Annotated in this window: 10 protein-coding genes; 4 read left to right on the forward strand and 6 right to left on the reverse strand. The window is 67.8% G+C overall.

The window, feature by feature from the left end; genetic code table 11:
- Positions 1–6: 6 nt before the first annotated feature.
- The 4 genes from moeA to ACAD63_RS05685 all read right to left on the reverse strand — a co-directional run bounded on the left by moeA (position 7) and on the right by ACAD63_RS05685 (position 6,406).
- Positions 7–1,302 carry a molybdopterin molybdotransferase MoeA gene (moeA, locus tag ACAD63_RS05670; RefSeq protein ID WP_434033537.1) on the reverse strand — a complete coding sequence of 432 codons (1,296 nt, stop codon included), beginning with the start codon at positions 1,300–1,302 and terminating at the stop codon, positions 7–9.
- Positions 1,303–1,331: 29 nt separating this feature from the next.
- Entirely contained in the window at positions 1,332–1,931 is a 600-nt protein-coding gene (gene mobA / locus ACAD63_RS05675; protein WP_133095518.1) for a molybdenum cofactor guanylyltransferase MobA, read from the reverse strand.
- 18 nt (positions 1,932–1,949) lie between these two features.
- Positions 1,950–3,074: a GTP 3',8-cyclase MoaA gene (moaA, locus tag ACAD63_RS05680; protein WP_195432111.1), complete on the reverse strand. Its 1,125-nt coding sequence runs from the start codon at positions 3,072–3,074 to the stop codon at positions 1,950–1,952.
- Positions 3,075–3,292: 218 nt separating this feature from the next.
- Positions 3,293–6,406 carry an Rne/Rng family ribonuclease gene (locus tag ACAD63_RS05685; RefSeq protein ID WP_434033538.1) on the reverse strand — a complete coding sequence of 1,038 codons (3,114 nt, stop codon included), beginning with the start codon at positions 6,404–6,406 and terminating at the stop codon, positions 3,293–3,295.
- 815 nt (positions 6,407–7,221) lie between these two features.
- Here ACAD63_RS05685 and ACAD63_RS05690 point away from each other — a divergent pair.
- The 4 genes from ACAD63_RS05690 to ACAD63_RS05705 are packed head-to-tail and all read left to right on the forward strand — an operon-like array spanning position 7,222 to position 10,534.
- Positions 7,222–8,223 carry an RluA family pseudouridine synthase gene (locus ACAD63_RS05690; RefSeq protein WP_434033539.1) on the forward strand — a complete coding sequence of 334 codons (1,002 nt, stop codon included), beginning with the start codon at positions 7,222–7,224 and terminating at the stop codon, positions 8,221–8,223.
- A gap of 30 nt (positions 8,224–8,253) precedes the next feature.
- Entirely contained in the window at positions 8,254–8,913 is a 660-nt protein-coding gene (locus tag ACAD63_RS05695) for an HAD-IA family hydrolase (RefSeq protein ID WP_135705568.1), read from the forward strand.
- Positions 8,906–9,304, forward strand: coding sequence for a Rieske (2Fe-2S) protein (locus ACAD63_RS05700; RefSeq protein ID WP_135705567.1), 399 nt, complete (start codon positions 8,906–8,908; stop codon positions 9,302–9,304). The genes ACAD63_RS05695 and ACAD63_RS05700 overlap by 8 nt, the downstream gene beginning before the upstream one ends.
- A 54-nt stretch (positions 9,305–9,358) precedes the next feature.
- Positions 9,359–10,534, forward strand: a complete 1,176-nt coding sequence (locus ACAD63_RS05705) for a S49 family peptidase (protein ID WP_133095524.1) — start codon at positions 9,359–9,361, stop codon at positions 10,532–10,534.
- 67 nt (positions 10,535–10,601) lie between these two features.
- Here the strand turns inward: ACAD63_RS05705 and ACAD63_RS05710 are convergent, their stop codons facing one another.
- Both ACAD63_RS05710 and ACAD63_RS05715 read right to left on the reverse strand, forming a co-directional pair.
- Positions 10,602–11,333, reverse strand: coding sequence for an SAM-dependent methyltransferase (locus ACAD63_RS05710; protein ID WP_133095525.1), 732 nt, complete (start codon positions 11,331–11,333; stop codon positions 10,602–10,604).
- A 16-nt stretch (positions 11,334–11,349) separates the two neighbouring features.
- On the reverse strand, positions 11,350–11,949 hold the full coding sequence (locus ACAD63_RS05715; protein WP_135705566.1) for a Maf-like protein: 600 nt from the start codon (positions 11,947–11,949) through the stop codon (positions 11,350–11,352).
- Positions 11,950–12,002: the final 53 nt, after the last annotated feature.

Consider the following 12,002-nt stretch of genomic DNA (forward strand, 5'->3'; position numbering starts at 1 on the left):
CAACCCTCAGATCAGCCCGTCGAACAGCATGACCTCGACCGGATCGCCGGCCTTGACCGAGTCATGCTCGTGGCCGAGCACGATAAAGCAGTTGGCTTCGCTCATCGAGCGCAGCACGCCTGAGCCCTGCTGGCCGGTGATGCGCACTTCCCACTGCCCGTCAGCCGCCCGGCCCAGGATACCGCGCTGGTATTCGGTGCGGCCGGGCTTCTTGCGGATCGCCTGCGCGCTGCGCACTTGCAGCAGCGGCAGCGGCGGCACGCTGGCACCCATCAATCGGTGCAGCGCCGACCGCACGAAGTGGTAGAAGGTGACCATCACCGCGACGGGGTTGCCCGGAAGGCCGAACAGCAGCGCCGAATCGCAGCCCTCGCTGCTGCCAATACGCCCGAACGCCATTGGCCGGCCCGGGCGCATGGCGATCTTCCAGAAGGTGACATCCCCCAGGCGTGCCATGATCTGCTTGGTGTAGTCGGCCTCGCCGACCGAGACGCCGCCCGAGGTGATGACCGCGTCGGCGCTTTCGCAGGCAGTGCGGAAAGCCGTTTCCAGCGCCTCGGGGTCGTCGCGCACCACGCCCATGTCGAGCAGTTCGACGTTCATCCGGCGCAGCATGCCGTGCAGCGTATAGCGGTTCGAGTCGTAGACGCAGCCAGCGTCCAGCGGTTCGCCGATCGAGCGCAGTTCATCGCCGGTGGAGAAGAAGGCCACGCGCAGCCTCCGGCGCACGCGCACTTCGGCAATGCCCAGCGAGGCCAGCAGGCCCAGGTCGGCGGGCTGGACGATGCGGCCGGCCGGCAGCGCGGCCTGGCCGCGGGCCAGGTCTTCGCCGCGCAGGCGGCGGTTGTCGCCGGCGCGCACGCAGTCGGCGGCAAAGCGGATGCGGGCGCCGTCGGCCACCATTTCGACGAATTCCTGCGGCACCACCGTGTCGCAGCCGGCCGGCATTACCGCGCCGGTCATGATACGTACCGCCTGCACGGCCGTGGGCGCGAGCGCACCGGCGCCGCCGGCGAAGGCGCTGCCGATCACTTCAAGCTCGACCATGTCAGTCTGCGCGGCGGCGAGCGCTTCGCTGCAGAAGGCGTAGCCATCCATGGCCGAATTGTCATGGGCCGGCACGTCGATGGTCGAGACGATGTCCTCGGCCAGCACGCGGTCGAGCGCGCTGCGGATCGGCAGCTGTTCGATGCCGCGCACCGGCTCCACCACCTCGCCGATGATGCGGTTGGCCTGGTCCACCGGCAGCGCGGTGGGATCGTAGTCGGACAGGCAGGAAATGACGGATTGCAGGGAAGGCATGGTGGCTCGGCGGCGGGTGATTGCGGCGACTAGCGGCTTTCGTGCGTGCGCAGTTCGTCCAGCGTGTTGATATTGGCGAAGGCCGCGGCGTCGTCGAACATCACCTCGGCCAGCCGGTGCGAGGCGGCCCAGGTCTCGATCTTGCGGCCGCCGCCGGAAAGATACGCGACCAGGCTGTCCAGCGCGCTGACCGGCATCAGGCAGAACACGGGTTGGGTCTGGCGCTTGCCGGTTTCATCCAGCGTCACCGGGATCGCCAGTTCCGCGCCCTCGGACTCGATGGCCTGCGCCAGCCGCGCCACGAGGTCGGTGGGGAGAAAAGGCGAGTCGCATGGCGCCGTCACCATCCAGGATGTGCCGCACTGTTCCAGTCCCGCAAGCATGCCGGCCAGCGGCCCGGCGAAATCGGGCACGGTGTCGGTGTAGACCGGCACGCCGAACGATTCATAGGCAGCCAGGTTGCGGTTGGCGTTGATGATCAGGCCGCCGACCTGCGGGCCAAGGCGCATCATCGTATGCATCGCCATGGGCGTTCCGTGCAGCGGCTGCAGCCCCTTGTCGGTGCCGCCCATGCGGCTGCCCCTGCCGCCTGCGAGAATCAGGCCGGTGATGTCGTCGCGTGCAATCATGAAGGTGCGGCGGCGGGTTCAGCCGCCGATATAGGACATCTCGATCTTGCGCTCGGCGCGTGCCTGGCGCACCGCCGGGTCGCCGCGCTGCTCGGAATAGTTGTCGGTGCGCCCCTGCCATACCTGCGCGATCGCGTTCGAGATCTCCAGGTCGCTGTAGCCGCCGCGCAGCAGCGCGCGCAGGTCATAGCCCTCGGTGGCGAACAGGCACAGGTAGAGCCGGCCCTCGGTGGACAGCCGGATGCGGCTGCAATCGCCGCAGAACGCATGGGTAACGCTGGAGATCACGCCGATTTCACCGCTGCCGTCGCGATAGCGCCAGCGTTCGGCGGTCTCGCCGCTGTAGTTGGCCTGCACGGGTTCCAGCGGGAACTCGGCATCGATGCGGCGCACGACCTCGGCCGAGGGCAGCACCTCGTCCATCTGCCAGTGGTTGCTGGCGCCGACATCCATGAATTCGATATAGCGGACGATGATGCCGCTGTGGCGGAAATGGCGCGCCATCGGCACGATTTCCTGGTCGTTGGTGCCGCGCTTGACCACCATGTTGACCTTGATCGGCGCCAGTCCAACGGCCTGCGCGGTCTCGATGCCGTGCAGCACGTCGGCGACGGCGAAGTCGACGTCGTTCATGCGGCGGAAGGTGGCGTCGTCGATCGCGTCGAGGCTGACGCTGACGCGCGTCAGGCCGGCGTCGCGCAGCGAGCGCGCCTTGCGCGCCAGCAGCGAGGCATTGGTGGTCAGCGTCAGGTCGAGTGGCTTGCCGGAGACGGTCTCGATCTTTGCCAGCATCTCGACCAGGTGCTCGATATTCTTGCGCAGCAGTGGCTCGCCGCCGGTCAGGCGGATCTTCTCGACGCCGTGCGCGACGAACAGGCGCGCGGTGCGCTCGATCTCTTCAAAGCTGAGCAGTTCTGAGTGCGGCAGGAAGGTGTAGTCCTTATCGAACACTTCCTTCGGCATGCAGTAGACGCAGCGGAAGTTGCAGCGGTCTGTCACCGAGATGCGCAGGTCATGCAGCGGCCGGCCGCGGGTATCGGCCACCAGGCCGGAGGGCGGTTCCAGCTTGCCGGGGATGCGCGGCGTCATCGAGTGGTAGCGATGGTCGCGCAGGTCGAAGATCGGAATGACGGATTCGGTCATGGCCTGTGGGTGGGCGCTGCTGCTCCGGCGAGTGGCCTGCCAAGGCCGGGCCGGGGGACTTCGGAAGCCCGGATGCATTTGCTGCCATTCTAGCCGAGTGGGCGCCCGGGGAGCCGCATTCCCGCGAATCTCGGGGATTTGGCGCGCATGAAAAAGGGACAGCCAAGGCTGTCCCCTCTGCAGCGAACGCGGGTGCCAGCGGCGGCACCCGGGCAGGCTTACTGCTGCGACGCCATGTCCACTTCGCGACGGCTGGTTTCGACCAGGATCATCGGACCCTGAGGCAGTGGCGGCAGCGGTTTGCGCTCGCGCGGCACGCGCGGCGCCGGCACGATGCGTGCAGCCGCTTCCTGGGCGGAGCGCAGCTTGTCGGCATCGGTGTGGACCCACTGCAGGCCGGCGCCGGCGAGCATCGGCTCGAGGCTTTCCATCGCGACCGGCGCGGCGGCCGGTTCCGCGGCGGGCGCGGCCACGGCAGGGGCGGGTTCCACGGCTGCGGCCACGACCGGCTCGGCCACGGCTTCGGCGGCGATCGCCTCGGTCACGGCTGCGGCGGCTTCCGCTTGCGCGGCCACGGCGGCCGGGGCGGGTTCGGCCACGGGTGCGGCTACCGGGGCCGGTGCCGCTACCGGTTCAGTGGCGGGGGCAGGGGTCACGCCTTCCGGCACAGCGATGCGGATCGCTTCGACGCTTTCCGCCGCGGCAACAGCAACAGCTGCCTGCGGTGCCGGCTCGGCTTGCGGTGCGGCCTGGGAAGCGGCTTGCGGAGCCGCCTCGGCGGCCTCGGCGGTCACCGGAGCGATGCCTTCGGCGGTCTCGGCAGCGCCTTCCTGAGCGGCTTCGCCTTCACCTTGCGTGCCCTGGCCGGCTTCGTCGCGCTCGCGGCGATAGCGGTTGCGGCCACGACGGTTACGGCGGCGGCGCTCTTCGCCCTCGGCGGTTTCGGCGAATCCTTCGGCACCTTCCGGCAGTTCGGCGCGCACGGCTGGCACTTCGTCCGCGGCGGCCTGCGGCAGCACGCCCAGCGCCTGGGCGGCGGCTACGGCTTCCGGCTGCGGCGCTTCGCCGGCTTCGGTTTCACGCAGGTCGCTGCGCTCGCGCTGGCGATCGCGCTGACGCTCGCGGCGTTCCTGGCCGCGTTCCTGGCCACGTTCGCGGCGGCCTTCCTGGCGGGCTTCGGCGCGCTCGCCCTGGGCACGTTCGCCCTGGGCGCCTTCAGCCTGGCGGGCGACGGCCGGAGTGGCCTGGCCTTCCTGCTGGCGCGGCTGGCGGCCCTGGCGCTCGCCACGGCCTTCGCGTTGTTCGCCGCGCTCGCCTTGCTGGCGCTCGCCACGCTCGGCACGCTCACCGCGCTCTGCACGCTGACCGCGAGGCTGGCGGTCACCGCGTTCCTGGCGCTCGCCACGTTCGCCGCGCTCGGCACGTTCGGTACGTTCACCGCGCTCGCCACGTTCGGCCCGCTCGCCGCGCTGGCCACGGCCTTCGCCGCGCTGGCCGCGCTCGCGGCGGCCTTCGCCACCGCGGCTTTCGGCGGCCGCCACCGGCTTGGCCGGCTCAACCACCGGCGCAGGCGCCGGGCGCGCGCCGAACAGGCCCTTCAGCCAGGCGATGAAGCCGCCGGCTTCCACCGGCTTGGTGGCAGGGACGGGCGGAGCTGCCGGGGCGGCTTCCGGACGCGGGGCGCGCTCCGGACGCGGCACGGAAACCGGAGCCGGCTGTTCCGGCGTGATCCCCTTGACCGCCGCTTCCTGGCGCGGCTTGGCTTCTTCCTTGCGGCGGCTGCTGTAGCTGGTGTCGGCTTCCAGCTCCTTGGCCGCAGCCTCAGCCATCTTGTAGCTGGCGGTGCTGTCTTCCAGGCGCGGGTCGTCGTGGCGCAGGCGCTCCAGCTTGTAGTGCGGCGTTTCCAGGTGCTTGTTCGGGATCAGCAGCACGTTGACCTTGAAGCGCAGCTCGATCAGGTTGATTTCCTGGCGCTTCTCGTTCAGCAGGAAGGCGGCAACCTCCACCGGCACCTGGCAGTGGATGGCGGCGGTGTTTTCCTTCATCGCCTCTTCCTGGATGATGCGCAGGACCTGCAAGGCGGACGATTCGGTATCGCGGATGTGGCCCGTGCCGTTGCAGCGCGGGCAAGTGATGTGCGAGCCCTCCGACAGCGACGGGCGCAGGCGCTGGCGCGACAGCTCCATCAGGCCGAAGCGGCTGATCTTGCCCATCTGCACGCGCGCGCGGTCGTGGCGCAGCGCGTCCTTCAGGCGCGTTTCCACGTCCTTCTGGGCCTTGCCCGATTCCATGTCGATGAAGTCGATCACGATCAGGCCGCCCAGGTCGCGCAGGCGCAGCTGGCGGGCAATTTCGTCAGCGGCCTCGAGGTTGGTGCGCAGCGCGGTTTCCTCGATGTCGGCGCCCTTGGTGGCGCGGGCCGAGTTCACGTCCACGGACACCAGTGCCTCGGTGTGGTCGATCACGATGGCGCCGCCGGACGGCAGCATGACCATGCGCGAGTAGGCCGACTCGATCTGGTGCTCGATCTGGAAACGCGAGAAGAGGGGCACGTCGTCCCGGTACTTCTTCACGCGGTTCATGTTGTCAGGCATCACCACGCTCATGAAGGCGCGGGCCTGTTCGTAGATCTCGTCGGTATCGATCAGGATCTCGCCGATATCCGGCTGGAAGTAATCGCGGATGGCGCGGATGACCAGGCTCGATTCCAGGTAAATCAGCAGCGGGGCCTTGTTGTCGCCGGCGGCGCCATCGATGGCCTTCCACAGCTGCAGAAGGTAGTTCAGGTCCCACTGCAGTTCCTCGGCCGAGCGGCCGATGCCCGCGGTCCGGGCGATGATGCTCATGCCTTCCGGCACGGTCAGCTGCGCCATGGTCTCGCGCAGCTCCTGGCGGTCTTCGCCCTCGATGCGGCGCGACACACCGCCGCCGCGCGGGTTGTTCGGCATCAGCACCAGGTAGCGGCCGGCCAGCGAGATAAAGGTGGTCAGGGCCGCGCCCTTGTTGCCGCGCTCTTCCTTCTCGACCTGGACGATCAGTTCCTGGCCTTCATGCAGGGCATCCTGGATGCGTGCGTTGCGCACGTCGATGCCTTCCTTGAAGAAGGCGCGGGCAACTTCCTTGAACGGCAGGAAGCCGTGGCGCTCTTCGCCGTAGTTGACGAAGCAGGCTTCCAGCGAGGGTTCAATGCGGGTGATGACACCCTTGTAGATATTGCCCTTGCGCTGTTCGCGCCCGGCAGTCTCGATGTCGATGTCGATCAGTTTCTGACCGTCGACGATGGCGACGCGCAATTCCTCCTGTTGCGTCGCGTTGAACAGCATGCGTTTCATCGCAATACCTCACTCCGGTGCCGCGGTTGCACCGTCTGGGCGGTGTCCGCGGCGATTCATGGAGCACGCGAGGGAGCGAGCGAAGGCGCGAGAATTGCCGGAAAGCGCCGTTTCGCGCAAAGGCGAGCGGCTGGGCGCGGGTGAAAGAGAGGCGATGACGTCGGGGTAACGTCCGTGGGGCGGGAGAGGGCGCCGGCGGCTGCTCTGGCAGACACTGGCGCGTTCCCGTTCCGGAGGCGATGCATTTCGCCGGCATGACCGGCACCGGCGCGGCGCCGGCGGCATCGCGGCCGGGCCGCGGAAGGCCTAGACGCGTCAAAGAGCAAATTTTTCGGACACGGCAAGGCTGCCGATGCTGCCTGACATCTCCTGGCGGGCGCACCTACTACTTCTTGGAGTTCTGCGACCGGGCGCCGGTATTTCCAGTCAGGCGGCAGGCTGGCCTGCCGGCCGGCACCGTTTCCCGGTGCAGGCGGGACTTCTCTCACCGAAGCGGATGCCGGCAGGGGCATCCACTCTTAAATTCTGTTTTACCTGAACACTCTGTTCCCACGTCATCGTTTGCTGCGCCGAAGCCTCCTATGGGCGACTTCCTGCGTGCCGGCGATATCGTGCGTGCTGCTATTACCGCCATTTGGCCGTCTGGCGCCCGCGCGGATCACGCAATGAAGCGGCGCAGGGCGGAAGACGTGCCGGGCTGGCGGCGACCCCAAGTGTAGAATGCGGTCAATCCAAGATTAATCACGGGATTGATCGCTTACACAGGTCTTGCGCTGCCGGCCCCCGGCCGGAACAGCGAGGAAATTATATTGAAAATGAATGAGTTACGCCATCAAATTGAAAAGCCTGCCGATGTAGCGCCGGCAAGCCCGGAGGTGGCGTATGTCACGATTGACGAAGGCTCCGAAGGCCAGCGCATCGACAACTTCCTGTTGAAGGTGGCCAAGGGCGTACCCAAGAGCCATATCTACCGGGTATTGCGGTCTGGCGAAGTGCGCGTCAACAAGGGCCGTATCGATGCCACTTATCGTCTGCAGTCGGGGGACGTGGTGCGGATCCCGCCGATGCGTGTGGCGACTCCGTCGCAATCCGGGGCGCAGCCGGTGCCGGCCAGCGAGTTTCCCGTGCTGTTCGAGGACGCGCAGCTGCTGGTGGTGAACAAGCCCGCCGGCGTGGCGGTCCATGGCGGCTCGGGTGTTGCCTTCGGCGTGATCGAGCAGCTGCGCCAGGCCCGGCCGCAGGCCAAGTTCCTCGAGCTGGTGCACCGGCTCGACCGGGAGACCTCCGGCATCCTGGTGCTGGCCAAGAAGCGCTCGGCGCTGGTCCACCTGCATGAGCAGATCCGCGGCAACAGCATGGACAAGCGGTATTTCGCCTGCGTGGCCGGGGAATTCCCGAACAACCGCCAGCACGTGAAGCTGCCTCTATATAAGTACACCACGCCCGACGGCGAGCGACGCGTGCGGGTACAGGCCGACGGGCTGGCGTCGCACACGGTATTCAACCGGATCGAGGCGTTTCCCGGCTTTACCTTGCTGGAAGCCGAGCTGAAGACCGGCCGGACGCACCAGATCCGCGTCCACCTGGCCCATTCGGGATTCCCGATCGTCGGCGACGAGAAGTACGGCGATTTCCCCCTGAACAAGTCACTGGCGCGTTCCGCCGCCAATCCCGGCATCAGGCGCATGTTCCTGCACGCCCACCGGCTGGTGTTCGTCCACCCGGCAACGGGGCAGACGCTGGCCGTCGAGGCGCCGCTGCCGGACGAATGCGTCGGATTCCTGCAACAATTGCGACAGCTGCGCGCCCCGGAGTAGGGCCGCGCAATCAATGCCACAAGGACAACCATGGCCAGGCAACAATTTGACCTGATCGTTTTCGACTGGGACGGGACGCTGATGGACTCGACCCCGACCATCGCCAAGTGCATCCAGCTTGCTAGCCGTGACCTGGGCCTGCCCGTGCCGGACGACAGCGCGGCCAGCCATGTGATCGGGCTGGGGCTGAAGGATGCATTGTCGTATGCCGTGCCGACGCTGGACCCGGTCGACTACCCGCGCCTGGCGGAACGCTACCGCTACCACTTCCTGACCCGCGACGCCGACCTGGTGCTGTTCGACGGCGTGCGCGAGATGCTGGAAGCGCTGCGCGCCGAGCACTATTTCCTCGGCGTCGCCACTGGCAAGACCCGCGTCGGCCTGCAGCGCGCGCTCGCCGCCAGCGGCCTGACGCAGCTTTTCGACGCCACCCGCTGTGCCGACGAAACCTTTTCCAAGCCGCATCCGGCCATGCTGCAAGAGCTGACGCGTGAGCTGGGACAGGACATGGAGCGCACCGTCATGGTGGGCGACACCACCCATGACCTGCAGATGGCGGTCAATGCCGGCGCTGCGGGCATTGGGGTGTGTTATGGCGCACATCCGGGCGACTCGCTGCGGGCGATGGCGCCGGTGCATTGCGCCACGTCGATCGCCGACCTGACCGACTGGCTGCTGACCCATGCCTGAGAGCGCGGCCGGCCAGGGGGCGGTGCGGCTGTGCGCCGCGGCAGACCTGGAAGAGGGCGGCCTGGGGGTGCGCTTCCCGGTGGTGCTGGACAGCCGCGAAATCGGCGCCTTCGTGGTGCGCTTCGACGGTGCCGCGCATGGCTACCTGAACCAGTGCGCGCACGTGCCGATGGAGCTCGACTGGCAGGAGGGGCGGTTCTTCGATAGCTCGGGCCTATACTTGATGTGCGCCACACATGGCGCGGTTTATGCGCCGGACAGCGGCGAGTGCGTCGGCGGTCCCTGCCGCGGCGCGGCGCTGGCCAAGCTGCGCATCGAAGAGCGCGATGGCCAGGTTTACTGGTTTCCCGAGGGTCCGTACCGGGCCGCCGCGCAAGCGGACGGCGCCTAATGACGGGCGGCCTGGCCGCCCGTTCTGTTTCCAAGCCTTCCACGAGCGAGTTGCATGACAGAAGAGCAGAAGCCGCCTATTGGTCAACCGGGAGCATCGGGCGAATCGCCTGAGCCCGGGCAGGACGATGCGAACCGGCCCGAGTCCGAACGCCTGGTCACCGCGAAGCAGGCCGACTATCCGCTGGAAAGCGAACTGCGCGCCGGCGACGATGCGGCGCGGCGAGAGCAGCGCCAACGCAAGGCCCGCATGGCTGGGGATGCCGGAGCGGCCGGGAGCGGTCCGGTGGGCGCGGCCGGCTGGGAGCGCGATGTCCTGGAAAAGGTGCTGACGGCATCGCTGCGCGAGCAGCGCGCCGCACGCCGCTGGCGCATCTTCTTCCGCTTCGTCGGACTGGGCCTGTTGGCGCTGATCTTCATCGCGCTGTTCGATTTCAAGGGCGACGGCATCAACACGTCCGGCCGCCATACCGCGATGGTCACGCTGGAGGGCGAGATCGCGGCCGGTACGCCGGCCGGCGCCGAGTCGATCAATGCCTCGCTGCAGGCGGCATTCGCCGACACCAATGCCGCCGGCGTGATCCTCAAGATCAACTCCCCAGGCGGCTCGCCGGTGCAGGCCGGCATCATCAACGATGAGATCCACCGGCTGCGCGGACTCTATCCATCCAAGCCGTTCTATGTCGTGGTCGAGGAAATCTGTGCCTCGGGTGGCTATTACGTGGCTGCGGCGGCCGACAAGATCTATGTCGACAAGGCCAGCATCGTGGGCTCGATCGGCGTGCTGATGGATGGTTTCGGCTTTACCGGCCTGATGGACAAGCTGGGCGTAGAGCGCCGGCTGTACACCGCGGGCGCCAACAAGGGCATGCTCGACCCGTTCTCGCCGCAGATGCCCAGGCAGAAGGCCTACGCCGAGACCATGCTCAAGGAAATCCACGAGCAGTTCATCGACGTGGTGAAGGAGGGCCGGGGCGACCGGCTCAAGGATGACCCGGAGCTGTTCTCCGGCCTGTTCTGGTCGGGCGAGCGCAGCATCGAACTAGGCCTGGCCGACGCGCTGGGGACCGCCGATTCGGTCGCGCGCGACGTGCTCAAGGCCGAGGATATCGTCGACTATACGGTCAAGGAAAACATCGCCGAGCGCGTGGCCAAGCGCTTTGGCGCCGCGGTCGGCACCGCGGCGATGAAGACCATGCTGTGGAGCACGCGCCCGCAGGGCATGCACTGAGGCGGCGCGAGTCGCCAGATGAAAGGAAGGGGCGCCGTTGCGCCCCTTTCTGCATTTTCCGGCGTCTTCAGGCCGCCAGCAGCGAGAAGATCGCAGGCCGCTTGTGCAACGCAAGCCGGTCTGCCTTCCACGCCGACAGCGGCAGCGTGACGATGGTTTCGGTCGGCAGCGTCAGGTCAACCGCCACCGACAGCAGCGTGGTGCCGGCGCAATGCTCGCGCATGGCTTCGAGCAGCGCCGCGTTGCGGTACGGCGTTTCGATGAACACCTGCGTCTGGCTGGCCTTGCGCGAACGCTGTTCCAGCTCGCGCAGCCGCTGCGCGCGTTCGCCGGCATCGACCGGCAGGTAGCCGTTGAAGGCAAAGCTCTGGCCGTTCAGGCCCGAGCCCATCACCGCCAGCAGGATCGAGCTGGGCCCGACCAGCGGCCGCACCCGGATGCCGCGCGCATGCGCCAGCCGCACCAGCTCGGCGCCAGGATCGGCCACCGCCGGCACGCCGGCTTCGGACAGCAGGCCACCGTCGCGGCCGGCCTGGATCGGCGCGAGCAGCTCGGCCAACGCGTCGGCGCGGGTGTTGACGTTCAGCTCGCGGATCTCGATCTGCTGGATCGGGCGTGCCAGCGGGGTGCTTTCGCCCAGCTTCTTCAGGAAGGCGCGGGCGGTCTTGGCGTTTTCGGCGACCAGGTAGTCGAGCCCGGCTGCGATCTGCTGCACGCCGGCGGGAATGACTTCGACCAGCGGATCGGCTTCGTCGCGCTTGCCGAGGGTATTGGGGATCAGGAAAAGATTGCCGCTCATGGTTGGCTCCGGTGCGTCATGCCGCGAGCAGCGGGTAGCCCGCCTGGCGCAGCATGCCGGTCAGCGCGATCAGCGGCAGGCCGACCAGCGCCGTGGGATCGTCGGACTCGACGCGCGCGAGCAGCGTGATGCCCAGCCCCTCGGACTTGGCGCTGCCCGCCACGTCGTAGGGACGTTCCAGTTGCAGGTAGGTTTCGATCTCCGCGTCGCTGAGGTCGCGCATGGTCACGCGCGTCTGTACGTCGGCCAGTTGGGCGGTGCCGGTGCGCCCGTCCAGCAGGCACAGCGCCGAATGGAAGATGGCGGTGCGTCCGCGCATGCGGCGCAGCTGCGCGACGGCCTTATCGTGCACGCCGGGCTTGCCCATCTGCGCCCCGTCCAGCGTCAGCACCTGGTCCGAGCCGATCACCAGTGCACCCGGATGGCGCGCCGCGATGGCCTCGGCCTTGCGCTGCGACAGGCGCAGGGCGGTAGCCTCCGGCGCTTCGCCGCCGAGCGGGGTCTCGTCGATGTCCGGGATGGCCACTTCAAAGGGGATGCGCAGCCGCTCGAGCAGCTCGCGGCGGTAGGGCGAGCCGGAGCCAAGGATCAGCCTGGGGCGGGGGTCTTGATGCATAAGTGATTGAAGCGTAGCAGGAATAAGGCAAGGTTTGCGTGGCAAGACCTTTG

The sequence above is a fragment of the Cupriavidus sp. a3 genome (assembly GCF_051015765.1).
Classification (GTDB): Bacteria; Pseudomonadota; Gammaproteobacteria; order Burkholderiales; family Burkholderiaceae; genus Cupriavidus; species Cupriavidus oxalaticus_A.

Bases quoted from the DNA above. Each gene is read 5' to 3' on its own strand.
- moeA (WP_434033537.1), bottom strand. From the start codon at position 1,302: ATGCCTTCCCTGCAATCCGTCATTTCCTGCCTGTCCGACTACGATCCC.
- mobA (WP_133095518.1), bottom strand. From the start codon at position 1,931: ATGATTGCACGCGACGACATCACCGGCCTGATTCTCGCAGGCGGCAGG.
- moaA (WP_195432111.1), bottom strand. From the start codon at position 3,074: ATGACCGAATCCGTCATTCCGATCTTCGACCTGCGCGACCATCGCTAC.
- ACAD63_RS05685 (WP_434033538.1), bottom strand. From the start codon at position 6,406: ATGAAACGCATGCTGTTCAACGCGACGCAACAGGAGGAATTGCGCGTC.
- ACAD63_RS05690 (WP_434033539.1), top strand. From the start codon at position 7,222: ATGAATGAGTTACGCCATCAAATTGAAAAGCCTGCCGATGTAGCGCCG.
- ACAD63_RS05695 (WP_135705568.1), top strand. From the start codon at position 8,254: ATGGCCAGGCAACAATTTGACCTGATCGTTTTCGACTGGGACGGGACG.
- ACAD63_RS05700 (WP_135705567.1), top strand. From the start codon at position 8,906: ATGCCTGAGAGCGCGGCCGGCCAGGGGGCGGTGCGGCTGTGCGCCGCG.
- ACAD63_RS05705 (WP_133095524.1), top strand. From the start codon at position 9,359: ATGACAGAAGAGCAGAAGCCGCCTATTGGTCAACCGGGAGCATCGGGC.
- ACAD63_RS05710 (WP_133095525.1), bottom strand. From the start codon at position 11,333: ATGAGCGGCAATCTTTTCCTGATCCCCAATACCCTCGGCAAGCGCGAC.
- ACAD63_RS05715 (WP_135705566.1), bottom strand. From the start codon at position 11,949: ATGCATCAAGACCCCCGCCCCAGGCTGATCCTTGGCTCCGGCTCGCCC.